Here is a 25,420-nt window from a genome sequence, read left to right on the forward strand (position 1 = left end):
CGGGTCCGATAGTCTGGCTGCACATCATGACGAAAGGCACGACCCCCATGGCCGAGAACCAGAAGACGACCGAGATCGCCTACCTCCCGCCCGCGGCACCGCCCACCAACCACGGGCACACCGTCGCCGCGTGGACCACGATGATCGGCATCATGACCGGTGCGCTCGTCGCCGCGGTCGGCGTCGTGCTCCCTGCGGTCTCGGACGTCTCCTCCGCCGTCTGGCTCTTCTGGGTCGGCATGGGCGTCGTCGCGCTGAGCCTCGTGGCCGGTGTCGTGCTCCGGAACATGGGCTACGGGCAGAAGTCCGTCTCGCGGTGACCCAGCCGCCGGTCAGCGGACAGCCGGAGGGCGAGAGCGCTCCGGCGACGCCGTACGCCGGCGCTGCGCCGTACCCGGGCGCTGGTCCGTACTCCGCCAGCGGCCCGTACCCCGCGGCTGCTCCGTACCCCGGACCCGGCCCGTACCCGCCGGCCCTCCCGCAGAACGGTCTCGCGGTGTGGTCGCTCGTCCTCGGCATCGCGTCGTTCGTCCTGAGCTGCGGGCTGCTGACGGGCATCCCTGCGATCATCCTCGGCACGCAGGCGAGGCGTGCGGTCGCGAACGGCCAGGCTGACAACGGCGGCCTGGCCACTGCGGGCATCGTGCTCGGCTGGGTCGCCGTCGGGCTCTCCGTCGTCGCGATCGCCCTGGCCGCGGTCCTTTTCCCCGCGCTGCTCGCCTGGGTCGGGTCGATCCCGGACCAGCAGTGAGCGAGCCGTCGTCCCGGAGCGGGACGCTCCCGAGCGGCGTGCCGGTCGGCGGACCGCCCGAGCCGGAGCCCGAGCACCGCGTTCGCGGGCCGCGGGGTGCGGCGGCGCCGCTGGCGACCGGCGCCGCGGTCGCGGCGGGCGTCGCGTACGTCGGGCTCGTCGACCCGAACCGGCCCGGCCACTTCCTCACGTGCCCCCTGCTCGCGCTGACGGGCCTCGCGTGCCCGGGGTGCGGAGGGCTCCGCGCGACGCACGACCTGGTCCACCTCGACGTCGCCGGCGCCTGGTCGATGAACCCGCTCTGGGTGCTCGTCGCACCGCTGCTCGTGGGCCTGTGGTCGGTGTGGCTCGTCCGTGCGTGGAAGGGCCGACCGGGTCCGAGCCTGCCGCCCTCCGTGGCGTGGACGGGCCTCGTCGTGCTCGTCGCGTTCGGCGTCCTGCGCAACGTCCCGGGGCTCGCCGAGTGGCTCGGGCCCAGCCCCTCCTGAGGGCTCCGGCGCACGTCTCGCGGGGTGGGCCGTGGTCATCGTCACTCGGGCACGGCTCTACGATGGCAGATACCTCCGTGTCAACGGGCTGACTCGTACCTGTGGACGAGCCCGTTCGGGTCGACCGACGACGGAGGCCGAGGGGACGAGCACGGGGAGTGATGGGGCGATGACGGTACTCGACGACATCGTCGCCGGGGTGCGCGAGGATCTCGCGGCACGCCAGGCGACGACCTCGCTGGACGACCTCAAGGAGCGTGCGTCACGCGTGCCGGGCGCGCTCGAGTGCGTGAGCCGCCTGAAGGCGGACCACGCCGTCGCGATCATCGCCGAGGTGAAGCGCTCGAGCCCGAGCAAGGGCGTGCTCGCCTCGATCGCCGACCCCGCCGAGCTCGCCGGCGAGTACGAGAAGGGCGGCGCGTCCGCGATCTCCGTGCTCACCGAGCAGCGTCGGTTCAACGGCAGCCTCGCAGACCTGGACGCCGTCCGCGCGCGCGTCGACGTGCCCGTGCTGCGCAAGGACTTCGTCGTGACGCCCTACCAGGTGTGGGAGGCGCGCGCCCACGGCGCGGACATCGTGCTCCTCATCGTCGCCGCGCTCGAGCAGACGGTGCTCACGTCGCTCGTGGAGCGGGTGCACTCGCTCGGCATGACAGCTCTCGTCGAGGTCCACACCCTCGACGAGGTGGGGCGCGCGCTCGACGCCGGCGCCCGCGTCGTCGGCGTGAACTCGCGCGACCTCAAGACGCTCGACGTCGACCGCACCACCTTCGCGCGCCTCGCGCCCGCCATCCCCGACGAGGTCGTGCGCGTCGCCGAGTCGGGTGTGCGCGGACCGCACGACGTCATGGACTACGCGCGGTCCGGGGCCCACGCCGTGCTCGTCGGGGAGGCGCTCGTCACGGACGACGCCCCGCGCGCGTCCGTCGCGGACCTCGTGGCGGCCGGTGCGCACCCGTCCCTGTGGTCCGTGCGGCCCTGAGGCGTCGACCGTCCCCGACCGTCACGCAGCAGGTGCCGCGCCCCGGCCCCCACCCCGTCTCCCGCAGGAGGTCCGGCCCCGTGCCCGACTCGACACCCACCACCCCTGAGACTGCCGACACCGCCTCGGTGCGCGCCGAGCTCACCCGCTCGCTCGCGAACCAGGAAGGCCCGTACTTCGGTGCCTTCGGCGGACGCTTCGTCCCCGAGGCGCTCATCGCCGCCCTCGACGAGCTCGAGACCGAGTACCGCAAGGCGCTCGACGACCCGGCGTTCGTCAACGAGCTCGCGCGCCTGCAGCGCGAGTACACCGGTCGGCCCAGCCCGCTCACGGAGGTCGCTCGCTTCGCCGAGCACGTCGGCGGTGCCCCGGGCGCCGTCCGGATGTTCCTCAAGCGCGAGGACCTCAACCACACCGGCTCGCACAAGATCAACAACGTGCTCGGCCAGGCGCTCCTCGTGAAGCGCATGGGCAAGACGCGCGTCATCGCCGAGACCGGGGCGGGCCAGCACGGCGTCGCGACGGCGACGGCCGCGGCGCTGCTCGACCTCGAGTGCGTCGTCTACATGGGCGAGGAGGACACGCGGCGCCAGGCGCTCAACGTCGCCCGCATGCGGCTCCTGGGCGCCGAGGTCGTCCCCGTGACGATCGGGCAGCGCACCCTGAAGGACGCGATCAACGAGGCGCTGCGCGACTGGGTCGCGAACGTCGAGTCCACGCACTACCTCCTGGGCACCGTGACCGGGCCCCACCCCTTCCCCGAGATGGTGCGCGAGTTCCACCGCGTCATCGGCGAGGAGGCGCGCACCCAGGTCCTCGACCGGATCGGCCGCCTCCCGGACGCCGTCGCGGCGTGCGTCGGCGGAGGTTCCAACGCGCTCGGCATCTTCAACGCGTTCCTCGACGACGACGGCGTCGAGCTGTTCGGGTTCGAGGCGGGCGGCGAGGGCGTCGAGACCGGCCGGCACGCCGCCCGGTTCAGCGGCGGCGTCCCCGGCGTGCTGCACGGCGCTCGCTCCTACCTCCTCCAGGACGAGGACGGGCAGACGCTGCCCAGCCACTCGGTCTCCGCCGGGCTCGACTACCCGAGCGTCGGTCCCGCGCACGCGTGGCTGCACGACCTCGGGCGGGCGACCTACCAGCCCGTGACGGACGCCGAGGCGATGGAGGCGTTCCGCCTGCTGTGCCGCACGGAGGGCATCATCCCGGCGATCGAGTCGGCGCACGCCCTCGCCGGCGCGCTGCGCATCGGCCGCGACGCCGTCGCGGCAGGTCGCGAGGACTACGTGGTCCTCGTCAACCTCTCGGGCCGGGGGGACAAGGACGTGGCGACCGCCGCACGGTGGTTCGACCTCGTGGACGACGACGCGATCGCCGAGACGGCAACGGGTACGGAGGGACAGCTGTGAACGGCGTGCAGGAGGCCCGTGGCACTGCGGTGCCGGGCGAGCCGGGCGTGATCACCTCGCCCACCGCCGACCGCCTCGCCGCGCTGCGGGGCGAAGGACGGGCGGCGCTCGTGGGCTACCTCCCGGTCGGGTTCCCGACCGTGGACCGGTCGATCGAGGCCGCGCTCGCGCTCGTCGACGCGGGCGTCGACGTCCTCGAGCTGGGCGTCCCGTACACCGACCCGGTGATGGACGGCCCCGTGATCCAGGCTGCGGCGCAGACCGCGCTGGACGCGGGGAGCCGCGTCGCGGACGTGTTCCGCGTCGTCGAGGCCGTGTCCTCGCGCACGGGCGGCACGGTGCCCGTCCTCGTCATGACCTACTGGAACCCGGTCCTGCGCTACGGCGTCGACGCGTTCGCGCGCGACCTCGCGGCGGCCGGCGGCGCGGGGCTCATCACGCCGGACCTCATCCCCGACGAGGGGCGGGAGTGGATCGAGGCCGCGGACCGCCACGGTCTCGACCGCGTGTTCCTCGTCGCGCCGAGCTCGACGCCCGAGCGGCTGCGCCTGACGGTGCGCGCGACGCGCGGCTTCGTCTACGCGGCCTCGACCATGGGCGTCACGGGGGAGCGGACGCAGGTCGGACCGCGCGCCGAGCAGCTCGTCGCCGACACGCGCGCAGCCGGAGCGCCGTTCGTGTGCGTCGGCCTCGGGGTCTCGACCGGCGCGCAGGCCGCGGAGGTCGCGCGCTTCGCCGACGGCGTCATCGTGGGCTCGGCGTTCGTCCGCCCGCTGCTCACGGACGCGCCCTGGGAGGAGCGTCTCGCCGCGCTGCGCGCGGTCGCGTCGTCGCTCGTCGACGGCGTCCGCGGGGCTCGTCCACCGGCCGCCGACGACGAGGCCGCTGCGACGGCGGGGGCCGCGCGCACGGGCGAGGTGGTCGCATGAGCGCCGCGCTCGCCGTCGCGCAGGTCGTCGAGGCCGCGGGCGCGCTGCCCGCGGCGATCCCCAGCCCGCCGCAGCACACGTGGTACCTCGGGCCGTTCCCGATCCGCGCGTACGCGCTCGCGATCCTCGCGGGCATCGTCGTCGCGCTGTGGCTCACCCGGCGTCGCTGGGTCGAGCGCGGCGGCGAGGCGGACGACGTGCTGGAGATCGCCTTCTGGGCCGTGCCGTTCGGCATCATCGGCGGCCGGATCTACCACGTGTTCTCGACGCCCGACCCGTACTGGGGTCCCGGCGGCGACCCGGTCCGCGCGCTGTACGTGTGGGAGGGCGGCCTGGGGATCTGGGGTGCCGTCGCGCTCGGCGCCGTGGGCGCGTACATCGGCTGCCGCCGGCAGAAGGTCAGCTTCCCCGCGTTCGCCGACGCGCTCGCGCCCGGCCTCCTGCTCGCCCAGGCGGTCGGGCGGCTCGGAAACTGGTTCAACCAGGAGCTGTTCGGGTCGCCGACGACGCTCCCGTGGGGCCTGCGGGTCGACGACTCGGTCGCCGCGGCCGCCGGGTTCCCGCCCGGGACGCTGTTCCACCCGACGTTCCTGTACGAGATGGTCTGGAACATCGGCGCTGCCCTGCTCCTGATCTACGTGGACCGTCGGTTCCGGCTCGGTCATGGTCGGGTATTCTGGCTGTACGTCTTCGTCTACACGCTGGGTCGGGTGTGGATCGAGATGTTGCGCATCGACGAGGCCGAGCTCGTCTGGGGTCTTCGGCTGAACGTCTGGACCTCGATCGTGGTCGGTGTCGGTGCGTTGGTAGCGTTTATCGTTGTCGGGCGTCGCCACCCCGGGCGCGAGGAGACGGTCTCTCTGGAGACGTCCTCCGAGGGATCGCCCGAGGAGACGACCGCCACGGCGTCGGAGGAGCCGGTCGAGCAGTCGACCGGTGACGAGGACGCCGAGCAGACCGAGGACTCCGACGACTCGGAGGAGTCCGAGCAGGCAGGTGCCGCGCGACCAGACCCAGGTCGCTGAGCTCCCGTCATTCATCGGCGAATCCGCCGGGCGACCGCCCGGTGGGTTCTGTCATGTCCGTAGGGCCGAAGACGTCCCGAATCCCCCCAGCTGGAACCAGCCCGGCCGTCATGGCCGGGCGCCTGTGAGGACGGTGTTGATGACCACGCCGCAGCATCGGGACGCGTACAGGGCACCTGCCCTGTCCGTGGCTCCCACGGCTCTCGGTCTGTACGACCCCGCCGCCGAGCACGACGCGTGCGGTGTCGCCTTCGTGGCGACGCTGCGCGGTACGCCCGGACGCGACATCGTTGACGCAGGGCTCACCGCCCTGCTCAACCTCGACCACCGCGGCGCCGTCGGCGCCGAGGAGAACAGCGGCGACGGCGCCGGGATCCTCACGCAGATCCCCGACGCCTTCGTGCGCGACGTCGTCGACGCCGAGCTCCCGCCCCCGGGGCACTACGCGATCGGCATGGCGTTCCTCCCGCAGGACGACGAGGCCGCAGCGGCCGCCGTCCGCGGGGTCGAGGCGATCGCGGCCGAGGAGAAGCTCGACGTCCTCGCCTGGCGCGACGTGCCGGTCACGGCCGACCTCGTCGGCCCGTCGGCCCGCGCCTCCATGCCCACGTTCCGCCAGGTCGTCGTCGCCGACCCGGCGCGCGAGCTCTCGGGCGTCGCGCTCGACCGCCGCACGTTCCGGCTGCGCAAGCGTGCCGAGAACGAGCTGGGCCTGTTCTTCGCGTCGCTGTCCGCACGGACGCTCACGTACAAGGGCATGCTCACGACGGCCCAGCTCGAGCCGTTCTTCCCGGACCTGTCCGACCCGCGCTACGCGAGCGAGATCGCGCTCGTGCACTCGCGCTTCTCGACGAACACGTTCCCGTCGTGGCCGCTCGCGCAGCCGTTCCGCATGATCGCGCACAACGGCGAGATCAACACGGTGCGCGGCAACCGCAACTGGATGGCCGCGCGCGAGGGCACGCTGGAGAGCGAGGCGCTCGGCGACCTCGCGCCGCTGCTGCCCGTGTGCTCCGACGGCTCGAGCGACTCCGCGAGCTTCGACGAGGTGCTCGAGCTCCTGCACCTGTCGGGGCGTCCGCTGCCGCACGCGGTCCTCATGATGATCCCGGAGGCGTGGGAGAACCACGCCGACATGGACCCGGACCTGCGCGCGTTCTACGAGTACCACGCGGCCCTCATGGAGCCGTGGGACGGCCCGGCCTGCCTGAACTTCACGGACGGCACCCTCATCGGCGCCGTGCTCGACCGCAACGGCCTGCGCCCCGGGCGCTACTGGGTGACCGAGGACGGGCTCGTCGTGCTGGCGAGCGAGGCGGGCGTGCTCGACCTCGACCCCGCGACGATCGTCCGCAAGGGCCGCCTGGAGCCCGGCCGCATGTTCCTCGTCGACACCGGCCAGGGCCGGATCGTCGAGGACGAGGAGATCAAGTCCCAGCTCGCCGCGCAGCGCCCCTACGCGCAGTGGGTCGCCGACAACTCGGTCTACCTCGACCAGCTCCCCGAGCGCGAGCACGTCGCGCACAGCCCTGCGTCGGTGCAGCGCCGCCAGCGTGCCTTCGGCTACACGGAGGAGGAGCTCAAGGTCATCCTCACGCCGATGGGCAACACGGGGGCCGAGCCGCTCGGCGCCATGGGCACCGACACGCCCGTCGCGGTGCTCTCCGAGCGCCCGCGACTGCTGTTCGACTACTTCACGCAGATGTTCGCCCAGGTGACGAACCCGCCGCTCGACGCGATCCGCGAGGAGCTCGTGACGTCGATCGGCGGGGCGATCGGCCCCGAGCCGAACCTCCTCGTCGACACGCCGGAGCACGCGCGCAAGCTCGTGCTGCCGTTCCCCGTGCTCGACAACGACCAGCTCGCCAAGATCATCCGCGTCGACAAGGACCCGAGCCTCGCCGGGATCTTCCGCGCGGTCACCGTCCGCGGCCTGTACCGCGTCGCGGGCGGGGGAGAGGCGCTGCTCGAGCGGCTCGAGGAGATCTTCGCGGAGGTCGACGCGCACGTGGAGGCCGGCGCGAGCTTCATCGTGCTGTCCGACCGCGACTCCGACTCCGACCTCGCGCCGATCCCGTCGCTCCTGCTCTCGAGCGCCGTGCACCACCACCTCCTGCGCCGGCACACCCGTACCCAGGTGTCGCTCGTCGTCGAGGCGGGGGACGTGCGCGAGACGCACCACGTCGCACTCCTCATCGGGTACGGCGCGGCCGCGGTCAACCCGTACCTCGCGATGGAGACGGTCGAGGACCTCGCGCGTCGCGGCTACCTCGCGGTGGACCCCGAGAAGGCCGTCGCGAACCTCATCAAGGCGCTCGGCAAGGGCGTGCTCAAGGTCATGAGCAAGATGGGCATCTCGACCATCTCCTCGTACCGCGGCGCCCAGGTCTTCGAGGCCGTCGGGCTCTCGCACGACCTCGTGCGCGACTACTTCGCGGGCACGACCTCGCGGCTCGGCGGCATCGGTCTCGACGTGGTCGCGGCCGAGGTCGCGGCACGGCACGCCGAGGCGTACCCCGCCTCGGGCAACCACCAGGCGCACGTGCGCCTCACCACCGGCGGCGAGTACCAGTGGCGCCGGGACGGCGAGGAGCACCTCTTCGACCCCGAGACGGTGTTCCGCCTGCAGCACTCGACGCGCGAGCGTCGGTTCGACGTCTTCCGCGACTACACGCACCGGGTCGACGAGCAGTCGTCGCGGCTCATGACGCTGCGCGGCCTGCTCGCGCTGCGCGAGGGGGACCGTCCCGCGGTGCCGCTCGACGAGGTCGAGCCGGTGAGCGAGATCGTCAAGCGGTTCAACACCGGCGCGATGTCCTACGGCTCGATCTCGGCCGAGGCGCACGAGACGCTCGCCATCGCCATGAACCGCCTCGGCGGCCGCTCGAACACGGGCGAGGGCGGCGAGGACTCCGAGCGCCTCTACGACCCGGAGCGTCGCTCGAAGGTCAAGCAGATCGCGTCGGGACGCTTCGGCGTCACGAGCGAGTACCTGACCAACGCCGACGACATCCAGATCAAGCTCGCGCAGGGCGCCAAGCCCGGCGAGGGCGGTCAGCTCCCGGGGCACAAGGTGTACCCGTGGGTCGCGAAGACCCGGCACTCGACGCCGGGCGTCGGCCTCATCTCGCCGCCGCCGCACCACGACATCTACTCGATCGAGGACCTCGCGCAGCTGATCCACGACGCGAAGAACGCGAACCCCGCGGCACGCATCCACGTCAAGCTCGTGTCCGAGTTCGGCGTGGGCACGGTCGCGACGGGCGTGTCCAAGGCGCACGCGGACGTCGTGCTCATCTCCGGGCACGACGGCGGCACGGGCGCGAGCCCGCTCACGTCGCTCAAGCACGCCGGGACGCCGTGGGAGATCGGCCTCGCCGAGACCCAGCAGACGCTCGTGCTCAACAACCTGCGCGACCGCATCGTCGTGCAGGTGGACGGGCAGATGAAGACCGGTCGCGACGTCGTCGTGGCGGCGCTGCTCGGAGCCGAGGAGTTCGGCTTCGCGACCGCACCGATGGTCGTCTCCGGCTGCGTCATGATGCGCGTCTGCCACCTCGACACGTGCCCGGTGGGCGTCGCGACGCAGAACCCCGAGCTGCGCTCGCGGTTCACGGGCAAGCCCGAGTTCGTCGTGAACTTCTTCGAGTTCATCGCCGAGGAGGTGCGCGAGTACCTCGCGCGGCTGGGCTTCCGCAGCATCGAGGAGGCCGTCGGCCGCGTCGAGCTGCTCGACACGCGCAAGGCCGTCGACCACTGGAAGGCGCAGGGCCTGGACCTCGGTCCCGTGCTCGAGCGGCCGGTCCCGGTGGAGGGCTCCTCGCTGCGGAACACCACGACGCAGGACCACGGCCTGGACAAGGCGCTCGACAACCAGCTCATCTCGCTCGCGGCCGACGCGCTCGAGCGGCAGGAGCCGGTCCGGATCTCCCTGTCGGTGCGCAACGTCAACCGCACCGTCGGGACGATGCTCGGTCACGAGGTCACCAAGCGCTACCGCGGCGAGGGCCTGCCCGACGACACGATCGACGTCACCCTCACCGGGTCCGCCGGCCAGTCGTTCGGCGCGTTCGTGCCGCGCGGTGTCACGCTGCGCCTGTTCGGCGACGCGAACGACTACGTCGGCAAGGGACTGTCGGGCGGGCGCATCGTGGTGCGGCCCGACCGCAACGCCGTGCTCACGGGATCGAGCAACGTCGTCGCGGGCAACGTCATCGGCTACGGCGCGACGTCCGGCGAGATCTTCCTGCGTGGGCGCGTCGGCGAGCGCTTCGGCGTGCGCAACTCGGGCGCGACGCTCGTCGTCGAGGGTGTGGGCGACCACGGCTGCGAGTACATGACGGGCGGAACCGTGCTCGTGCTCGGGCCGACCGGGCGCAACTTCGGCGCCGGCATGTCCGGTGGCACGGCGTACGTCCTCGACCTGCGCGAGGCGTCGGTCAACACGAGCGCGCTCGCCACCGGGGAGCTGGGCCTCGGCCCGCTCGAGGACGCCGAGGTCGAGCTCGTGGAGCAGCTCGTGCGGCGGCACCACGAGGAGACCGGGTCGTTGCTCGCGGCCGAGCTCCTCGACGACTTCCCCGCGGCGGTCCGGCGGTTCACCCGCGTGCTGCCGACCGACTTCGCGCGCATGCGCTCCGCGCTGGAGAAGGCCGAGTCCTCGGGTCTCGACCCTGCGGCACCGGGCGTGTGGGACCAGATTCTGGAGGTGGCCCGTGGCTGACCCCCGTGGCTTTCTGAAGGTGCGGGAGCGCGAGCTCCCGCCGAACCGGCCCGTCGCCGTGCGCCTGCGGGACTGGCAGGACGTGCACGCCCACCTCGAGGAGGGGCAGGTCTTCCTCAAGGAGCAGGCGGGCCGCTGCATGGACTGCGGCATCCCGTTCTGCCACCAGGGCTGCCCGCTCGGGAACCTCATCCCGGAGTGGAACGACCTCGTCTACCGCGAGCAGTGGGCCGACGCGATCGACCGCCTCCACGAGACGAACAACTTCCCGGAGTTCACGGGTCGCGTGTGCCCGGCGCCGTGCGAGTCGAGCTGCGTGCTCGGCATCAACCAGCCGGCGGTGACGATCAAGAACGTCGAGGTCTCGATCATCGACGAGGCGTTCGCCCGGGGCTACGTCACGCCGCAGGTGCCTCAGCGCCTCACCGGCTCGACGGTCGCCGTCGTCGGGTCCGGCCCGGCCGGGCTCGCCGCCGCGCAGCAGCTCACGCGCGCCGGCCACACGGTCGCCGTGTACGAGCGGGACGACGCGATCGGCGGGCTGCTGCGCTACGGCATCCCCGACTTCAAGCTCGAGAAGGTCCACATCGACCGCCGCATCGCGCAGATGGAGGCCGAGGGCACGCGGTTCCGCCCCGGCGTCGAGATCGGCGTCGACATCACGTGGGACGAGCTGCGCGCCCGCTTCGACGCGGTCGTCGTCGCGACGGGCGCCACGGTGCCGCGCGACCTCACGATCCCCGGCCGCGAGCTCGACGGCGTCCACTTCGCGATGGAGTTCCTCCACCAGGCGAACGAGGTCGTCGCAGGTCACGAGGTCCCCGGGCAGATCACGGCGACGGGCAAGCACGTCATCGTCATCGGCGGCGGCGACACCGGCTCCGACTGCCTCGGCACGTCGCTGCGCCAGGGCGCGGCGAGCGTCACGACCCTCGCCATCGGCAAGCAGCCCCCGCTCGAGCGGGCCGCGAGCCAGCCCTGGCCGACCGACCCCATCGTCTTCGAGGTGTCGTCCTCGCACGAGGAGGGCGGCGAGCGCGAGTACCTCGCCTCGACCGTCGAGCTCCTCGGTGACGAGGCGGGAAGGGTCACGGCGCTGCGCGTCGCGGAGACCGAGTACCTGCCCGACGGCCGCCGCGTGCCGAAGGCGGGCACCGAGCGCGAGATCCCCGCAGACCTCGTGCTCGTCGCGATGGGCTTCACCGGTCCCGAGACGCACACCCTCACGGGGCAGTCGGAGGCCGGGCTGACGGACCGCGGGCTCGTGGCCCGTGACGACGACTTCGCGTCGACGCTCCCCGGCGTCTTCGTGGCGGGGGACGCCGGGCGCGGTCAGTCGCTGATCGTGTGGGCGATCGCCGAGGGTCGGGCGGCGGCGGCCTCCGTCGACGCCTACCTTCAGGGAGGGACGGAGCTGCCCGCGCCGGTACGCGCGAGCACCGTGTCCTTGCGCGCTTGACGTGCACCCCGGCGCCGGGTGTCCGGCGCCGGGACGATGAGCGGGGCATCCTGGGAGGGGCACCCCGCGACGACCGGCTCGCGGCCGGTCGGAGAACCAGAGGCTGGAGATATGCGCAGAGCAAAGATCGTCTGCACCATCGGACCCGCGACCGAGTCGAAGGAGCAGCTCAAGGCGCTCGTCGACGCCGGGATGGACGTGGCCCGGATCAACCGGAGCCACGGCAGCGCCGCGGAGCACGAGGCCGTCTACCACGGCGTCCGTGAGGCCGCAGCGGCCTCGGGCCGCTCCGTCGCCGTCCTCGTCGACCTCCAGGGGCCGAAGATCCGCCTCGGGCGTTTCGGCGGCGACGAGAAGCACTGGCTCGACGAGGGTGACACGTTCACCATCACGACCGAGGACGTCGTCGGCACCAAGGAGCTCGTCTCGACGACCCACAAGGGCCTGCCGGGCGACGCACGCGTCGGGGACCCGCTGCTCATCGACGACGGCAAGGTGCTCGTCCGGGTCACGGCGGTCGAGGGACCGCGCGTGGTCACCCGCGTCGAGGTCGCCGGCCCGGTGTCCAACAACAAGGGCATCAACCTGCCCGGGGTCGCCGTCTCCGTCCCGGCGCTGTCCGAGAAGGACCGCGACGACCTCCGGTGGGCGCTGCGCCTCGGCGCCGACATCATCGCGCTGTCGTTCGTTCGCTCCGCGGCCGACTTCGACGACGTCAAGGCGATCATGGACGAGGAGGGCCGCACGGTCCCGGTCGTCGCGAAGATCGAGAAGCCGCAGGCGATCGACAACCTCGCCGAGATCGTCGACGCCTTCGACGGCGTCATGGTCGCGCGCGGCGACCTCGCGGTCGAGCTCCCGCTCGAGCAGGTCCCGCTCGTGCAGAAGCGCATCGTCGAGCTCGCGCGCCGCAACGCGAAGCCCGTCATCGTGGCCACGCAGGTGCTCGAGTCCATGACGAACTCGCCGCGCCCCACGCGCGCCGAGGCGTCGGACTGCGCCAACGCCGTGCTCGACGGCGCGGACGCGGTCATGCTGTCCGGCGAGACGAGCGTCGGGGAGTACCCGATCCTCACCGTCCAGACGATGGCCCGCATCATCGAGGCGACGGAGGAGGCCGGACGCGAGCGCATCGCCCCGCTCGGCTCGACGCCGCACACCCGCGGTGGCGCGATCACCCGTGCCGCTGCGGAGATCGGCGAGATCCTCGGCGTCAAGTACCTCGTGACGTTCACGCAGTCGGGCGACTCGGCGCGTCGCATGTCGCGCCTGCGCTCGTCGATCCCGCTGCTCGCCTTCACGCCGCGCGAGCACGTGCGCAACGTCCTGTCGCTCACGTGGGGCACGCAGACGTACCAGGTCCCCGAGGTGGAGAACACGGACGCGATGGTCGGCCAGGTCGACACGACCCTGCAGGCCAACGGTCTCGCCGAGGTCGGCGACCTCGTCGTCGTGGTGTCCGGCGCGCCGGTCGGCCAGCCCGGCACGACGAACTCGATCCTCGTGCACAAGATCGGCGACCACTCCGACACCCGGAAGTGACGCCGTCGCACCCGTGAGGGTGCGCACGACCTGACGCCCGGGTGGGCGCGCCGCACGGCGCACCCACCCGGGCGTCGTCGTACCGCACTCTCGAGATGGCGGCGTGAGCGGTCGAGCGGGACGGAAACGGAGCGACAGCGACCCGGCGACGCCCCTACCATCTCGGGATGCGCGCCGTGCCCGACTCCCTGGACCCCGAGGTCGTGCGTCGGGTCGACGCGCGGCTCGACGCCGTGGTGCGGGACGAGCGGGTCGCGATCCCGCTCGCCGTGGAGAGCGGGAGCCGGGCCTGGGGTTTCCCGTCGCCGGACTCCGACTACGACTGCCGCTTCCTGTACGTGCGGTCGCGCGCGGACTACCTCGACCCCTGGCCGGCGCGCGACGTCGTCGAGACGCCGCTCGACGCCGTGCTCGACGTCAACGGCTGGGACCTGCTCAAGGCCGTGCGCCTGATGGTGCGCGGGAACGCGACCGTGACGGAGTGGTTGCGGTCGCCGATCGTCTATCGCGGGGACGACGGGTTCCGGGCCGAGATGCTGCGGCTCGCGGAGCAGGTCGTGGAGCGCGACGCCCTGCGACGGCACTACCTGCACGTCGCGCTCGCCCAGGGGCGACGGCACGGGGCGGGCGACGACGGCGCTCTGGTCGCCGGTACCGGCGCCGCCGGGCCGCGCCTCAAGACGTTCTTCTACGTCCTGCGTCCCGCCGCGGCCCTGCGCTGGCTGCGCGTGCACGACGGCGCGGTGGCGCCGCCGATCGACCTGCTGCGGCTTCTCGAGGAGTCCGCTGCGCCGGGCGTCGTCGTGCGCGCGGCGGCGGACCTCGTGGCGCGCAAGGCGGTCACGCGCGAGGCCGGCACGGGCACGGTCCCGGGCGTTCTCGCGAGGTTCGTCGAGGACGAGCTGGACCGTGCGCGGACGGCCGTCGGGACGGCGAGCAACGGCGTGGCGGCCGACGGTGTCGCGGGGAAGCGTGCGGCGGCGCGCGAGACGGCCGCCGAGGCGTTCCGCGGTCTCGTGGACCGGTACGCCCCGGACGTCACACGGCGGCCGGCTCCCACGGTGTGAGCCATGCCGGAGCGTCGGGGCTGAGCGCGAGCGCTCGCAGCATGCCGTCGAGCACGGTGGCACGGTCGAACTGCAGCGCGTGGGCGCGCGCGGCCTCTCGCGCGCGCGCCCGCGCCGCCGGGTCGGCCGCCAGGATCTCGTCGAGGGCGCGGGCGATCGCCGCCGGGTCGGCGACCGGGACGATCGTCGCGTGGTCACCGACGGCCTCGCCGATGCCTCCGGTGTCGGTCGTCACGACGGGCCCGCCGCCCGCGAGCATCGACTCGGTGAGGGCGATGCCGAACGTCTCGACGAACTCGGGTCGCGGCTTGCTCGGGAGCACGAACGCGGCGCTCGCCGCCATGAGGTGCGGCTTCTCCGCGTCGTCGACGTCGTCCAGGAACGTGATGCGGTCGGCGACCGTGCTCGCGGCGGCCTGCGCGCGCAGCTCCGCCTCCTGCGGGCCACGGCCCGCGACGACGAGCCGGTGCGTCGCGGCCGCACCGGAGCATGCGAACCCGTCGATCAGGTCGTCGACGCCCTTCGCGGCGGCGAGCCGGGAGAGGTAGAGCACGTAGCCCTCCGCGACGAGGCCCCGGCGCTCGAGGACGGCGGCCGTCGTCGCCGGGTCGAGCTCCGTGTACGCGCTCGTGTCGATCGCCGGGTACGAGACCCGCACCCGTTCGCGGCACTGCGGCGCGAAGAAGGTGCCGTGCCGGTCGTCGATCTCCTGGGCGCACGCGACGATGAGGTCGCGCGTGTAGCGGGACACGGCGACGCACAGGTCGTTGGACAGGTAGTCGGCGAGCACGTGCGCGGCGGCGCCGAACCGCCCGGCCTCGACGCACGAGCGCACGACGTTCGTCACGTCCGAGCCGACGGCCTCGGCGACGGTCGCGACGTCGACCGGCAGACCGGTGCTGCGCGCGACGCGCACCGCGTCGGAGACCGCGGTCGTGTGCGGGCTGAGGTAGAGCGAGAGGCAGACCGTCGGGACGCCGTCGGTGAAGAGCTCGACGAGCCGACCCGTGAGCCCGGCGAGGTACCGGCCGTCGGGGACCTTGTAGTCGCCGACGGGCTCCGGCCGCTCGACGGTGATGCCCGGGCTGTAGGGCAGGACGGTGTCGAGCGGCTTGAGCGGCAGCCCGGCCTCGCGCAGCCGGTCGACCGGCCACGTGACGATCCGGACGTCGGTGAACCCTCGGTGGAGCGCGGCCTCCGCGAGGTTGCGCGCCTCTCCGGAGTGGCCGCAGATCACGGGGTCGGCGCGGACGACGATCACGAGTCGGCGGTCGCGGGTGGCGTCGGTGCGGTTCATGGCGTCTCCCGGGAGGGTGGGGTGGGTGTGGTGAGGTACCGGGGTGGTGGGAAGGACGGAGGCCTGTCGGCGAGGGCGGTGCCCCACGCGGCCGGCTCCGACCCGAGCTCGAGGAGGAGTCGCCCGCCGCCACGGACGGTGCTCGCGGGGACCCAGGTCCGGGTGAGCGGGCGCCCGTCGAGCCAGGCGGCGCGGACGTACTGCGGCGGCGTCGACCGGCCCGGCGGCGTGAACCCGGTGGTCTCGATCGTGAGGACCCCGCCAGGGACCTTCAGACGGGACTCGGAGAAGGCCGGGGCGCTGACGAGGAAGAGCGCCTGCCCGGCGACGGGGAACAGCCCGAGCGACGCCCACACGTACCAGGAGCTCAGCCCGCCGGAGTCGTCGTTGCCGGGCAGCCCACCGGGACCGGGGCCGAACCGCTGGTGCACGGCCGCGTGCACGACCTCGGCCGTGCGGTCGGGCCGGCCCGCGTAGTGGTAGGTCCACGGGGCCTCCATGTCGGGCTCGTTGTTCAGCCCCTCGAACCGGTCGAGCGCGTAGCCCGCGGCCATCTCCGCGACGCCTGGCCGCTCGCCCGGCTGGACGACCGGCTCTGCGCCGTACCCGAAGAACCGGTCGAGCAGCGCGACGAACGCGTCGTCACCTCCCGCGAGCGCGATCCGTGCCGCCATGTCGTGCACGAGGCGGAACGAGTAGTTCCAGCGCCCGCCCTCGTAGAAGGTCGAGTCGTGCAGCAGCCCGGTGGACGGGTCGAACGCGTTGGCCCACCCGGTGGCGAGCCGGGCGAGCTCGTCGGCGAGCGCGACGTCGCCGACGCGACGCGCGACCCGCTCGGTGCACCAGTACCCGAACGCGAGGTCGAGCGTGTGGCTGATCGGGTGCGCGACGCCGTGCAGGAGGTAGTCCTCGCCGTACGTGCGGCGCAGGTCGTTGTGCATGTGGACCAGGGCCCAGTCCCAGTCCATCCCCGGGACCTCGAGCGCGCACAGGTCGGCGAGGAACGTCTGGACGAGAGCGCTGGCCTGCCGCGAGAACCGGTCCGCGCCGCGCGCCATCCGGTAGCCGATGGGGAAGTTGCCCTCCTCCTCGCAGATGTGCAGCAGCGCCGTCGCGAGCTCGACGGCGCGCTCCGGGAAGAACGTCGTGAGCAGGGGAAGCTGCGTGCGGTAGATGTCCCACATCGTCGAGACGTCGTACGCGAACGGCCCGTCGGTCGGCCAGAACGGGCTCTCGTCGGGGGCGAGGCAGGGCTTGAGGAGCGAGTGGTAGAGCGCCGTCGCGAAGACCGAGCGGCGCTCGTCGTCCGCGCCGTCGACCTCGACGCGACCGAGGTGCTCGCGCCACGTGGCCGTCGTGACCGTGCGCCGTTCCGCGAACGACGCCGGTCCCGGTCCGCAGTCCGTGACGAGGTTGTCGCGGGCCCGCTCGGGCCCGCGCAGGGAGAACCCGACGCGCAGCTCGACGACCTGGCCCGCGCTCGTCGGTCCCGCCCACATGAGGCCGAACGGGCGCAGGGTCGTCGGCCGGATGTCGCCGAACTCCAGGCGCGTGCTGCCGGGCATGAGGCGCCGGTCGTACCAGAGCATCTGGCGCCAGCGCGGGGCGTCGCACTCGAGGTGCGCGGCCAGCGGTGCGCCCTCGACGACGATCTCGCCGTAGGCGGACCCCGGCCCGAGGGTCCCGAGGTGGGCGCGCAGCGGGACGGTCGCGCCGTACGGGATGGCCAGGCCACCGAGCGAGAGGTCCACGACGATCCGGGCGTCAGGGTGCTCGGGGAACGTGAAGCGGTGCACGGCGCTCTTGGGCCCCACCGTCACCTCGCAGCGCACGCCGCTCGCGAGCGTCGCCGCGTAGTAGCCGGGCGAGGCGACCTCGTCGTGCAGCGCCCACGTGCGCCCCAGCGCGTCGAGGGGCTCGAGCATCGGCGTCACCCGGAGGTAGTTGTAGTACTTGCGGATCGCCCCGGTGCCGGACTGCTGGAAGTGCGTGACGCCCGACGCGAGCTGGTCGTCGGCGAGCGACGTCGGCAGCCCCTCCGTGCTGATGTCGTAGCGCCCGTAGCCGGTGGGGTACGCGCCCGAGTACGCGCACGCGGACACCATGCCGAGCGGATGGCACGCGCCCGGGTGGGTGTTCCCGACCTGAGGCTTCGGCGCCCACCAGGTCGCCGCGAGACCCGTCGCAGGAGGCAGGGCGGTGGCCTCCGTGCCGACGAAGGGGTCGACGAGGTCGAGCAGGCTGTCGGTCATGGACCCCCCCTCCGCGGTCACCGGCCACGTGCGGCGCCGCGTCCCGTGCGTGCGTCGTGCTGCGACGGTACGACCGCGGTGTGTCCGGGGAGTTTCCGTCAGGTGACGCGGGCCCGGCGGCCGCCGACGCGCCGTCGCAGCCGCCGCGCACAGCTCCGAGCACCGCCGGGGCACCGTCCACCGACACCGTCCGTTCGCCCGGCGTGCACCTGGCCCGTCTACCCTTCGCCCAGGACCATCCACCAGCCCTGGAGCAGTGTGCAGCCCGTCACCACCTCGCCCGACCCTCTCCTCGCGGCCGACCGCGCGCCCGCTCCGAGGACGCTCCTCGACGTCCTCGCCTCGACGGCGGCCGCCCACCCGGAGGCCCCGGCGATCGACGACGGCCGGCCGCTGACCTACGCGCAGCTCCTCACCGAGGTCGGTGCGCGGGCGGCCCGGCTCGTCGAGCAGGGGGTCGGGCCGGGGGACCGGGTCGGCGTCCGGGCGACGTCCGGACGCGCCGACCTGTACCTCTCGATCCTCGCGATCCTCACCGCCGGAGCGGCCTACGTCCCCGTCGACAAGGACGACCCGGAGGAGCGGGCGGAGCTCGTCTTCACCGAGGCGCGGGTCCGTGCGGTCGTGGGTGACGACGGGCATCTCGCCGTTCCGCCGGACGTCGGACCCAGCCCGCGCACGGGGGAGCGTCCCGGTCCGGAGGACGACGCCTGGATCATCTTCACGTCGGGGTCGACGGGCACGCCCAAGGGCGTGGCCGTGACGCACCGCAGCGCGGCGGCGTTCGTCGACGCCGAGGCGCGGCTCTTCCTGCAGGACGCCCCGCTCGGGCCGAGGGACAGGGTCCTGGCCGGGCTGTCCGTCGCGTTCGACGCCTCGTGCGAGGAGATGTGGCTCGCGTGGCGTCACGGCGCGTGCCTCGTCCCCGCCCCCCGGTCGCTCGTGCGGACGGGCGCCGACCTCGGTCCGTGGGTCGCGGAGCAGGGGATCACCGTCGTCTCGACCGTCCCGACGCTCGCGGGCCTCCTGCCGCCGGAGACGCTGAGCTCCGTGCGCCTGCTGATCTTCGGCGGCGAGGCGTGCCCGCCCGATCTCGTCGACCGGCTCGCTGTGCCGGGCCGCGAGGTGTGGAACACCTACGGGCCGACCGAGGCCACCGTCGTGGCGTGCGCCGCGCTGCTCGGGGGCCCCGGTCCCGTGCGCATCGGGCTGCCGCTCGACGGCTGGGACCTCGCGGTCGTCGGCCCCGACGGCGCGCCGGTCGCGCCCGGTGCGACGGGCGAGCTGGTGATCGGCGGCGTCGGGCTCGCGCGCTACCTCGACCCGGCCAAGGACGCCGAGAAGTACGCCCCGCACCCCGGCCTCGGGTGGGACCGCGCCTACCGGTCGGGCGACCTCGTCGTGCGCGACGACGCAGGGCTGCTCTTCGTCGGGCGCGCCGACGACCAGGTGAAGGTCGGCGGCCGGCGGATCGAGCTCGGCGAGATCGACTCCGCGCTGCTCGGGCTCGACGGCGTGAGCGCCGCCGCGAGCGCCGTCCGCCGCTCGGAGGCGGGGAACCAGGTGCTCGTCGGGTACCTGGTGCCGGACCCGGGTCGAGGAGAGGAGCTCGACGCGCGGGCGTGCGTCGAGGCGCTGCGCCACACGCTCCCCGCCGCGCTCGTCCCCCTCCTCGCGGTCGTCGACGAGATCCCCACCCGGACGTCGGGCAAGGTCGACCGCGACGCGCTCCCGTGGCCGCTGCCGGAGGGCGCGCGGCTCGCCGCGGAGTCCCGCGTGCCGGACGACGCCCAGCCGCTCACCCCCGGCGAGGAATGGGTCGCGGGCATCTGGCGGACGGTGCTCGGCGCCGCGCCGCAGGTCGCGGACGACGACTTCTTCGAGCTGGGCGGCGGGAGCCTCACGGCGGCCCAGGTGGTCTCGGCGCTGCGCGAACGCCTGCCGAGCACCACGGTGGCCGACCTCTACGACAACCCGTCGGTGGGGGAGCTCGCCGCGTTCGTCGAGCGCGGCGCCGGGGCCCGTGCCACGGCCACGGACGGCACCGCACCGGGTGGCGGGCCCACGGCCCGGCCGACGAGCCCGGCCGCCCCGGTGGGGTGGCGGACGCAGGCGGTGCAGCTGCTCGTCGTGCTCGCGCTGCGCACGATCGCCGGGCTGCGCTGGCTGGTCTGGGTGGCTGCCCTCGGCAACGTGCTCGCCGCCACGACGTCGCTCCCGTTCGTCCGCCCGGTCTCGTGGTGGTGGGTGGTCGCCGGCTGGCTCCTGCTGGTGAGCCCGCCGGGCCGCCTGCTCGTCGCGGCCGTCGGCGCGCGCCTGCTCCTGCGCGGCGTGCGGCCGGGGAGCTATCCCCGTGGCGGGAACGTCCACCTGCGGCTCTGGGCGGCGGAGGGCCTGGTCGGTGCGAGCGGTGGCGTGACGGTGGCCGGTGCGCCGCTCGTCGGCCTGTACGCGCGCCTGCTCGGCGCGAAGGTGGGTCGCGACGCCGAGCTGCACGCGCTGCCCCCCGTGACCGGGATGCTCGTCCTGGGCAAGGGGAGCGCGGTCGAGCCCGAGGTCGACCTGTCCGGGCACTGGCTCGACGGCGACACGCTCCACCTCGGCAGGGTGCGGGTCGGAGCCGGCGCGACGATCGGCGCCCGCTCGACCCTCCTCCCCGGTGCACGGGTCGGCAAGGGCGCGGACGTGGCCGCGGGGTCGTGCGTCGCGGGACGCGTGGGCGCGAGCGAGTACTGGGCGGGGTCGCCCGCCGTGCGGGTCCGCACCGAGGTGAAGCACCCCTGGCCCGACGAGCGGCCCCCGCGGCGACGCCGGTGGGAGGTCGCGTACGGGCTGAGCGGGCTCGCACTGAGCCTGCTCCCGGTGCTCGCCGTCGCGTCGGGGCTCCTCGTGCTGCTCGCGGGCGTGCCGCTGACCGGCGTCCCGCGGGACGTCGGGGCGCTGCTCGGACCGCTCGCGGCGTGGGTCCCCGCCGCGGCGCTCGCGGCAGCGGCGACGTACGCCGCGCTCGTGCTCGCCAGCGTCCGGCTCCTCGCCGTCGGCCTCGGCGAGGGCTACCACGCCGCGCACAGCCGGCAGGGCTGGCAGGCGTGGGTCACGCAGCGGCTCATGGACTCGGCGCGCACCGCGCTGTTCCCGCTGTACTCGAGCGTCTTCACGCCCGGGTGGCTGCGCCTGCTCGGCGCGCGCGTGGGGCGCGACGTCGAGGCCTCGACCGTGGTCGGCCTCCCGTCGATGATGGAGGTCGCGCGGGGCGCGTTCCTCGCCGACGACACGATGGTGGCTCCCTACGAGCTCGGCGGCGGCTGGGTCCGGGTCGCCCGGGCGCGCGTCGGCAAGCGCGCGTTCCTCGGCAACTCGGGGATCACCGCGCCGGGTCGCTCCGTGCCGAAGAACGGCCTCGTCGCCGTGCTCTCCGCCGCACCGGCGAAGGCGAAGGCCGGGTCGTCGTGGCTCGGCAGCCCGCCGACCCGGCTGCGTCGCGTCGCGCAGGGCGAGACCGACGAGTCCCGGACGTTCTCGCCGCCGGCCCGGCTGCTCGTCGCGCGGGGCGCGTTCGAGGTGCTGCGCTGGGCGGCCGTCGTGTGCTCGGCGTACCTGGCCGTCGCGGTGGTCGTCGTGCTCCTGACCGTCGTCGACACCCGGGGTCTGGGCACGGCCGCGCTCGTGTCCGGGGTGGTCCTGCTCGCCGCGGGGGCGACGGGAGCGCTCCTGACGACGGCGGCCAAGTGGGTGCTGGTCGGCCGGTTCCGCGCGGGTGACCATCCCCTGTGGAGCACGTTCGTCTGGCGCAACGAGCTCCAGGACACGTTCGTCGAGGTGGTCGCCGCGCCGTGGTTCGCCGTGCACGTGTACGGCACCCCGCTGCTCACCGCCTGGCTGCGCACGCTCGGCGCGCGCGTCGGCCGCGGCGTGTGGTGCGAGACGTACTGGCTCCCCGAGGCCGACCTGGTGCACCTGGACGACGGCGCGACCGTCGGCCGGGGGTGCGTCCTGCAGACCCACCTGTTCCACGATCGCGTGATGAGCCTCGACACGGTGCGCGTGGCGCCGGGCGCCTCGATCGGCCCGCACGGGGTGATCCTGCCCGCCGCCGTCGTCGCGGACGGCGCCCGCGTCGGTCCCGCCTCCCTCGTGATGCGCGGCGAGCTCGTGCCGCCGGGGTCGCTCTGGCACGGCAACCCGATCGTCCCGTGGACGAGCGAGCTGCCCGCGCCCGTTCGACCGAGGAGCGGGCCGGTGGGCGCGCGGTGAGCGGGCCCGTCCTCACGTACGATGCGGCGGACCCGACCCTGGAGGACGCCCGACCGTGGCTCACCGTCGATCGCTGAACGGCCCCGACCCCTACGCCCCGCACCGCGGCACGTCCGACCACCACGTGAACCGCTACGGGCTCGAGCTGGCGTACCGCGTGCGTCCCAACCGTCTCGACGGCGTCGCGATCCTGGACGTCGTCCTGGACGCCGACGTGGACGTCGTCGAGCTCGACCTCGTCCACCTCAAGGCGACGCGCGTGACCGTCGACGGCGCCCCGGCGCGGTTCGGGCACGCCGGCGGGAGACTGACGGTCCGGCTGGGGCGCGTCGCCGTGCGGGGCACCGCGCTGCGCGTCGAGGTCGTCTACGGCGGGCGGCCCCGGCCGTGGATCGGGCCGTGGGGCGACGTCGGCTGGGAGGAGCTCACGGAGGGCTCGCTGGTCGCGGGCCAGCCCGACGGCGCGCCCACCTGGTTCCCGTGCAACGACACGCCCGCGCACAAGGCGACGTTCGAGATCACGGTGACGACCGACGCGGGGTACGCGGTGGCGGCCAACGGTCCGCTGCTCGGCGTGTCCCGCAGGGCGTCGACGCGGACGTGGCGCTTCGGCCCGACCGCACCCATGTGCACGTACCTCGCGACCGTGGTCGTCGGCCGGTTCGACGACCTCGACGTCGGCCGCAGGTCCGGCCTCTCCGGCCTCCTGGACGCCGTCCGGCCCCCCGTCGCCCAGACCGCCCTCGCGCACGCGTCGCAGCGGGACGCCGTGCGTCACGACCTGGCGCGGCACGCCGAGACGATGAGCGCGTTCGAGGCGATGTTCGGGCCGTACCCGTTCGCCGAGGGCTACCGGCTCGTCGTCACGGAGGACGACCTCGAGATCCCGCTCGAGGCGCAGGGACTGTCGATCTTCGGCGCCAACCACCTCGACGGGGACGGGACCTGGGACCGGCTCGTCGCGCACGAGCTCGCCCACCAGTGGTTCGGCAACAGCGTGTCCGTCGCCCGCTGGCAGGACATCTGGCTGAACGAGGGCTTCGCGTGCTACGCCGAGTGGCTGTGGTCGGAGAAGGCGGGCCGCGAGAGCGCCGACGCGCACGCGCGGGGTGCTCGCGCGCGGCTCGCGTCGTTGCCGCAGGACCTCGTGCTGGCCGACCCCGGGCCGGACCTCATGTTCGACGACCGTCTGTACAAGCGTGGGGCCCTGACGCTGCACGCCCTGCGTCTGACGCTCGGCGACGGCGACTTCTTCGCGTTCCTGCAGCGCTGGACGTCGACCTACCGGCACGGCTCGGTGACGACCGCTGACCTCCGGGGGACGCTGCGCGAGGGCGGGGCAGACGTGGACCGGCTCCTCGACGCCTGGCTGCTCGATGCGCACCTGCCGGAGCTGCCCGCCGCACGGACGTCGTGACGGCGCCGCGGGGAGCGGTGCTGAGGTGCCCCGGGTGGGATTCGAACCCACACTGGATCGGGTTTGAGCCGAACGCCTCTGCCGGTTGGGCTACCGGGGCATCGCGCCGCCGTCGTGCCGGCGGCGCGCGGCTCCATCGAACCACACGGCCCAGGTGGAGCGAGAATCACACTGCGCCGGGGGTGAAACCCGGGGGCGGCACGGGGTGGGGCGCACTACGATGAGCAGCGTGAGTGACCAGACAGCGCAGCCCGCGGACAAGCAGCCGCTCGACCTGCCCCCCATGCTCGAGCCCCAGCCCGTCGAGACGACGCCGCCGTCGACGGGTCGTCCCGCACGGCGCGCAGTCGTCGCCGAGGACGAGGCGCTCATCCGCCTCGACGTCGTGGAGACGCTGCGCGAGGCCGGCTTCGACGTCGTCGGCGAGGCCGGTGACGGCGCGACCGCCGTGAAGCTCGCGCTCGAGCTCAAGCCGGACGTCGTCGTCATGGACGTGAAGATGCCCGAGCTCGACGGCATCTCCGCGGCGGAGCAGATCGGCAAGGCCCACGCGGCGCCGGTCGTGCTGCTGACGGCGTTCTCGCAGGCCGAGCTCGTCGAGCGCGCCCGGGACGCGGGGGCCATGGCGTACGTCGTCAAGCCCTTCACCCCGGCGGACCTGCTCCCGGCCGTGGAGATCGCGATCTCGCGCTACTCGCAGATCTCGGCGCTCGAGTCCGAGGTCGCCGACCTCGCGGAGCGGTTCGAGACGCGCAAGCGCGTCGACCGTGCCAAGGGTCTGCTCATGACGAAGATGGGTCTGTCGGAGCCCGAGTCGTTCCGCTGGATCCAGAAGACGTCGATGGACCGGCGTCTCACGATGCGCGAGGTCGCGGACGCCGTCATCGAGCAGGTCGGCGGCGCCTGACCCTTCTCGGGTGACCGCGGTATCAGAGGTCGCTGATCTGGGCCTTTGTCACACCCAGGTAACAGGGCTATCGTCTTGGACTGGCGTCCAGTTGTTTCCGGGGCGGTGAACGCGGTCGCCACGTAGTGCTCGGTCGGCAGCCATCGGCAGCTGTCGTCTCGTACCAGAGCGACGTGGACCTTCTCACGCCCCACGTCCTCCCTGTGCCGTCGGACCACGGTGAGAACGAGGAGGAGCGCGGTGCGCCAAGCAGTCGAGGTCAGACCAGCGGTCGGTGACGACCTGCCGGGTGTCGCCGCGCTGTGCGCGGAGGCCCGTTCCGAGTCGGCGTCGGGCGCGCAGATCTGCGCACCCGACATGGACCGGCTCGTCCGCCACCTCTCGGTGCTCCTCGCGCTCCCCGGGGGGAACGTGCTCGTCGCGCTGCAGGACGGCCGTCCCGTCGGGTTCGTCCTCGCCCGGGTGCTCGAGCCCCACCTCTTCGCCGACGAGCCGAGCCTGTACGTCGAGGCCGTGTACGTCGGCGAGGACGCCCGACGCCGCGGCGTCGGCCACGCCCTGCTCAGCGCGACCGCCGAGCTCGCCGCGTCGTCCGGTGCGTCGCACGTCTACTCGGTGCCCATCCCGGGCTCGCGCGGGGTGCAGCGCTTCCTCTCCCGGCTCGGCTTCGGTCCCGTCGCCGGCCACCGCGTGGTGCAGACCGCGGTGCTCCAGCGCCGGCTCGCCGCCGACCTCGCGCCCGCCCGGCGGGGCACGCGGTCTCTCGAGGACCTCATCGCGCGCCGACGTCGCGCGCGCACCGAGGGCATGAGCGGCCCGGTGGACCTGCGCGACTTCCAGGCGGAGTACCGCCGTCGCGCGGACCTCGCGCCGCCGTCCGCCGATCACGGCACCCTGACCGGCTGATCCTCCCGATCG

The 25,420-nt window shown here is 73.7% G+C and carries 17 protein-coding genes and 1 tRNA gene; 15 read left to right on the forward strand and 3 right to left on the reverse strand.

Features of this window, described 5'->3' with window-relative positions; all coding sequences use genetic code 11:
• Positions 1-26 precede the first annotated feature (26 nt).
• The 11 genes from ACZCLJ_RS02440 (at position 27) to ACZCLJ_RS02490 (ending at position 14,375) form a co-directional block, all read left to right on the forward strand.
• The gene (locus ACZCLJ_RS02440) at positions 27-320 is read left to right on the forward strand and encodes an HGxxPAAW family protein (protein WP_251151168.1); all 294 of its coding nucleotides are present in this window, start codon (positions 27-29) and stop codon (positions 318-320) included.
• The gene (locus ACZCLJ_RS02445; RefSeq protein ID WP_463105341.1) at positions 317-751 is read left to right on the forward strand and encodes a DUF4190 domain-containing protein; all 435 of its coding nucleotides are present in this window, start codon (positions 317-319) and stop codon (positions 749-751) included. Before ACZCLJ_RS02440 ends, ACZCLJ_RS02445 begins: the two co-directional genes overlap by 4 nt.
• Positions 748-1,239 carry a DUF2752 domain-containing protein gene (locus tag ACZCLJ_RS02450; RefSeq protein WP_251151166.1) on the forward strand — a complete coding sequence of 164 codons (492 nt, stop codon included), beginning with the start codon at positions 748-750 and terminating at the stop codon, positions 1,237-1,239. Before ACZCLJ_RS02445 ends, ACZCLJ_RS02450 begins: the two co-directional genes overlap by 4 nt.
• 169 nt (positions 1,240-1,408) lie before the next feature.
• Positions 1,409-2,221: an indole-3-glycerol phosphate synthase TrpC gene (gene trpC / locus ACZCLJ_RS02455; RefSeq protein WP_251151165.1), complete on the forward strand. Its 813-nt coding sequence runs from the start codon at positions 1,409-1,411 to the stop codon at positions 2,219-2,221.
• A 128-nt stretch (positions 2,222-2,349) separates the two neighbouring features.
• Positions 2,350-3,630: a tryptophan synthase subunit beta gene (gene trpB / locus ACZCLJ_RS02460; protein WP_463106340.1), complete on the forward strand. Its 1,281-nt coding sequence runs from the start codon at positions 2,350-2,352 to the stop codon at positions 3,628-3,630.
• Positions 3,627-4,559, forward strand: a complete 933-nt coding sequence (trpA, locus tag ACZCLJ_RS02465) for a tryptophan synthase subunit alpha (protein WP_463105342.1) — start codon at positions 3,627-3,629, stop codon at positions 4,557-4,559. Before trpB ends, trpA begins: the two co-directional genes overlap by 4 nt.
• A complete protein-coding gene (gene lgt, locus ACZCLJ_RS02470; protein ID WP_251151163.1) occupies positions 4,556-5,584 on the forward strand; it encodes a prolipoprotein diacylglyceryl transferase in 1,029 nt (342 codons plus the stop codon). The genes trpA and lgt overlap by 4 nt, the downstream gene beginning before the upstream one ends.
• A 139-nt stretch (positions 5,585-5,723) precedes the next feature.
• Positions 5,724-10,307: a glutamate synthase large subunit gene (gene gltB, locus ACZCLJ_RS02475; protein ID WP_251151162.1), complete on the forward strand. Its 4,584-nt coding sequence runs from the start codon at positions 5,724-5,726 to the stop codon at positions 10,305-10,307.
• The gene (locus tag ACZCLJ_RS02480) at positions 10,300-11,766 is read left to right on the forward strand and encodes a glutamate synthase subunit beta (RefSeq protein WP_251151161.1); all 1,467 of its coding nucleotides are present in this window, start codon (positions 10,300-10,302) and stop codon (positions 11,764-11,766) included. The genes gltB and ACZCLJ_RS02480 overlap by 8 nt, the downstream gene beginning before the upstream one ends.
• Before the next feature lie 111 nt (positions 11,767-11,877).
• Positions 11,878-13,308 (forward strand): pyruvate kinase, encoded by a 1,431-nt coding sequence (gene pyk, locus ACZCLJ_RS02485; RefSeq protein ID WP_251151160.1) that lies wholly within the window; start codon positions 11,878-11,880, stop codon positions 13,306-13,308.
• A 167-nt stretch (positions 13,309-13,475) separates the two neighbouring features.
• A complete protein-coding gene (locus ACZCLJ_RS02490) occupies positions 13,476-14,375 on the forward strand; it encodes a nucleotidyltransferase domain-containing protein (protein WP_463105343.1) in 900 nt (299 codons plus the stop codon).
• Here ACZCLJ_RS02490 and ACZCLJ_RS02495 read toward each other — a convergent pair.
• Both ACZCLJ_RS02495 and ACZCLJ_RS02500 read right to left on the reverse strand, forming a co-directional pair.
• A complete protein-coding gene (locus ACZCLJ_RS02495) occupies positions 14,347-15,672 on the reverse strand; it encodes a glycosyltransferase (RefSeq protein ID WP_463105344.1) in 1,326 nt (441 codons plus the stop codon). The two genes, ACZCLJ_RS02490 and ACZCLJ_RS02495, sit on opposite strands and share 29 nt — an antisense overlap.
• Positions 15,669-17,924, reverse strand: coding sequence for a glycoside hydrolase domain-containing protein (locus ACZCLJ_RS02500; protein WP_463105345.1), 2,256 nt, complete (start codon positions 17,922-17,924; stop codon positions 15,669-15,671). The genes ACZCLJ_RS02495 and ACZCLJ_RS02500 overlap by 4 nt, the downstream gene beginning before the upstream one ends.
• A gap of 258 nt (positions 17,925-18,182) precedes the next feature.
• Between ACZCLJ_RS02500 and ACZCLJ_RS02505 the strand changes: the two genes are divergently transcribed.
• Positions 18,183-22,178 carry a Pls/PosA family non-ribosomal peptide synthetase gene (locus ACZCLJ_RS02505; protein WP_251151156.1) on the forward strand — a complete coding sequence of 1,332 codons (3,996 nt, stop codon included), beginning with the start codon at positions 18,183-18,185 and terminating at the stop codon, positions 22,176-22,178.
• A gap of 55 nt (positions 22,179-22,233) precedes the next feature.
• Positions 22,234-23,595: a M1 family metallopeptidase gene (locus ACZCLJ_RS02510; RefSeq protein WP_251151155.1), complete on the forward strand. Its 1,362-nt coding sequence runs from the start codon at positions 22,234-22,236 to the stop codon at positions 23,593-23,595.
• 26 nt (positions 23,596-23,621) lie between these two features.
• Here ACZCLJ_RS02510 and ACZCLJ_RS02515 read toward each other — a convergent pair.
• Positions 23,622-23,695: transfer RNA gene (locus tag ACZCLJ_RS02515), tRNA-Leu, on the reverse strand.
• Positions 23,696-23,878: 183 nt separating this feature from the next.
• Here ACZCLJ_RS02515 and ACZCLJ_RS02520 point away from each other — a divergent pair.
• Both ACZCLJ_RS02520 and ACZCLJ_RS02525 read left to right on the forward strand, forming a co-directional pair.
• Complete coding sequence (locus ACZCLJ_RS02520) at positions 23,879-24,502, forward strand: ANTAR domain-containing response regulator (RefSeq protein ID WP_251151259.1); 624 nt, start codon at positions 23,879-23,881, stop codon at positions 24,500-24,502.
• A 240-nt stretch (positions 24,503-24,742) separates the two neighbouring features.
• Positions 24,743-25,408 (forward strand): GNAT family N-acetyltransferase, encoded by a 666-nt coding sequence (locus ACZCLJ_RS02525; RefSeq protein ID WP_251151154.1) that lies wholly within the window; start codon positions 24,743-24,745, stop codon positions 25,406-25,408.
• Positions 25,409-25,420 lie beyond the last annotated feature (12 nt).

Source organism: Cellulosimicrobium sp. So1_17 (genome assembly GCF_055181235.1).

Coding starts and splice junctions, on each gene's coding strand:
- lgt (WP_251151163.1), top strand. CDS start 4,556: ATGAGCGCCGCGCTCGCCGTCGCGCAGGTCGTCGAGGCCGCGGGCGCG.
- ACZCLJ_RS02495 (WP_463105344.1), bottom strand. CDS start 15,672: ATGAACCGCACCGACGCCACCCGCGACCGCCGACTCGTGATCGTCGTC.
- gltB (WP_251151162.1), top strand. CDS start 5,724: ATGACCACGCCGCAGCATCGGGACGCGTACAGGGCACCTGCCCTGTCC.
- ACZCLJ_RS02490 (WP_463105343.1), top strand. CDS start 13,476: ATGCGCGCCGTGCCCGACTCCCTGGACCCCGAGGTCGTGCGTCGGGTC.
- ACZCLJ_RS02520 (WP_251151259.1), top strand. CDS start 23,879: ATGCTCGAGCCCCAGCCCGTCGAGACGACGCCGCCGTCGACGGGTCGT.
- ACZCLJ_RS02440 (WP_251151168.1), top strand. CDS start 27: ATGACGAAAGGCACGACCCCCATGGCCGAGAACCAGAAGACGACCGAG.
- pyk (WP_251151160.1), top strand. CDS start 11,878: ATGCGCAGAGCAAAGATCGTCTGCACCATCGGACCCGCGACCGAGTCG.
- trpC (WP_251151165.1), top strand. CDS start 1,409: ATGACGGTACTCGACGACATCGTCGCCGGGGTGCGCGAGGATCTCGCG.
- ACZCLJ_RS02500 (WP_463105345.1), bottom strand. CDS start 17,924: ATGACCGACAGCCTGCTCGACCTCGTCGACCCCTTCGTCGGCACGGAG.